Source organism: Acidobacteriota bacterium, assembly GCA_028874215.1.
Lineage (GTDB): Bacteria > Acidobacteriota > UBA6911 > RPQK01 > JAJDTT01 > JAJDTT01.
This window is the reverse complement of record JAPPLF010000105.1, coordinates 3,347-5,730: the sequence shown is the minus strand read 5'-3', so window position 1 is coordinate 5,730 and position 2,384 is coordinate 3,347. Positions and strand designations below refer to the sequence as shown.

Below are 2,384 nucleotides of genomic sequence, written 5' to 3'. Positions count from 1 at the left end.
ACTCAATAGGCGTGACATTGGTCAACGCACGTCAACTAGTCTTTATAAGTCCCTAAAAAATACTTGGCTGGAGAGTATATACGAAATTCCTGAAACCTTATTGAAATGCCGACGCCCAGACGACGCCATCAACCATCGGCGAACCCGGAACGGTCTATCTGGGAAGACTCCACCACCAGGGAGGTGCCCGCCAGCATCTCCGCGTCGCCGCCGGCGTCCTCGGCGCGCAGGGTGAACTCAACGTCGTTCAGATCATCCTGCGTGGTGCTCACGAGAAAGTGATCCGGAGAACTGTTCGGTTTCAGCGCCGCCGTGGCCAGTGTGGCCTGATCCTGGTTCAGCTCGAACGTCGCCGTGAAAGGAGGCCAAGTCAAGAGGAGTCGTCGGCTCTTCAAGCAGGACGTCGAGAGCTCTGCCACGAGAACCGCAGCGGCGGGAGTTTTGGCGAATACGGGATCGTCCGGGCTGGGGAAACGGTCACGCTTCGACTGACCGGTTCGCAACTCGAGAGCGCCGCCGCCGTCCTGCTCTCTGATAATCTCCGGCGGGACCACCTCTTTGAACTTGGGCCTGTTGTCCACGCCGGAACCAGCCGCGGCGCAGACCGTCACCGACCACGGAATGATGGTCGCCTGACCGGCCGATCCTTCACGGACCCCACGCTGCGGCGTCGGGGATCCCGCGGCTGAAGAGCACATCGAGACTCCCGGCGCCTGCTTGAGAGACGAGCGCCGACACGCCCGCCTGAGGCAGGTCGCGCAGGATACCTCTCACCTGCCGGGTGCCCGGATCGACCAGGATGTACAGGGGGATATCGGTGTCGCTGTCGAGCCTCACCGACCCGCCGGGACCGGAGAGCGTGATGCTTGCCAGGCGGACCGCCCAGCCGGGCTCGACCGGGAGGACGAAGGCGAAGGACGAGCTCCCGTCACCGTCGGCCACCTCGGGCATGGCGAAGCCGACGGAAAAGAGCTCGTCGCCGCTCCCGCTCCGCCCGGTGATCCGGTGCTCACCGGTGGCCCTGGGCAGCTTGGTGGGGGCATCGACAACAAAGGATGGGTTGAGGAACGGTTGGCCTTCCGCATCCATTCCACCCCATATGAGAAGGGACGTTGCTTCTTGAGCGATCAGACTCGCTGGCCGGGGCGGGCTCTCGTCTTGAGCGATCAGGCTCGACGGCCGGGGCGGCCCCTCGTCAAAGAGGCGAAAGCGGAGCGCGTTGGCGAAGTGATAATCGCTGATCCCCACCGGTTCGCAGTAGGACATCAGGTCCGGCCTGAATGGCGAGGCCAATGCGTCACCATAGCGGAAGTCGTACCCCCAGGCGCCAGTCGATCCGTCCGGGGAGGGAAACGCCGGGTCCGCTCCCCCAGCGCCTCCGCAGGGAGCATGATACAGGCTCAAGTTGTGGCCGAGTTCGTGAGCTATGGTCGCCGAGTTCAGTCTCGAAATGAACACCCGTCCGGGTTGTTCTGCCCGTCCTGCCTGCCCTACCCGGCCCGGCTTCGACATCGTGCCCATGTAGTGGCCGCTCCCCCCCTCCATGGCCCGAATCGCTTCCGTCTGCCCGAATAGCGAGTAAAAATCGTCGGGCGAACTCGAAGTCATCACGGGTGCGTGGGCCGTCACCTCGAGATCTCCGATCGGCAGCAGCGTACGAGTCTCCCGCAGCAGTTCGTGGCCCTCCGGGTCCGCCTCCATCGCCTCGGCTGTATCCACGACCGCCCGATGAGGGTCGTCGCTCCAGAGAAAGGGAACCACCGTCAGGTGCAGCACGGGCATCTCCCGCACATCGACCGCCATGCGGCCCGTGTCCGGGATCCGGCTTGCCGTCACGAGACCGGGATCCAGCGTTCCTTCCGGGTCGATCTCGACGACCATCTCAAGACCCGGACGTATGATCTCGCCGGGGATCTCGGCGTTGGACGATCGTGACAGATCTCCCTCGTAAACCTTGATCGGAAGCGCCCCCGCACGCGCCGGAATGTCCGCCACGTGGATCTCGGTTCCATCCACGTAGAACCAGGCTCGAACGGGAGGGATGGTCTCCGTCGTAGACCTCGCGGCGGTGACGAAAACCCGGAGCAGCGCCTTCTCTCCGGCGACCAGCGGAACCGGATACTCTCGTGACTGCACCGCCTGGGTGAGGTATGCAAAGGCCGCGCTGTCACTCGCACAAGGCGCAACCCGCATCCGGTAGATGCCTCCGAGCCAATCCCGGAAGTCGGGATCCGAGGGTGCGCAAAGATCCGTTCCGACAGCCAATAACGTTTCGAGGCTGCCAAGATTAGTCAATGCGGGTGGAAGGGTTCCCGCCAGGCCGGAGTTCCCCGAGAAATCCAGTTCCGTCAGGCGTGTGAGGTCGCCGAGCTCGGGCGGGATCG

The 2,384-nt window shown here is 63.8% G+C and carries 2 protein-coding genes; both read right to left on the bottom strand.

Annotated elements, in window-relative coordinates; genetic code table 11:
* Positions 1-128: 128 nt before the first annotated feature.
* Positions 129-581, bottom strand: coding sequence for a hypothetical protein (locus OXT71_21670; GenBank protein ID MDE2929004.1), 453 nt, complete (start codon positions 579-581; stop codon positions 129-131).
* 67 nt (positions 582-648) lie between these two features.
* On the bottom strand, positions 649-2,384 hold a 1,736-nt coding region (locus tag OXT71_21665), incomplete at its 5' end, for a hypothetical protein (protein MDE2929003.1).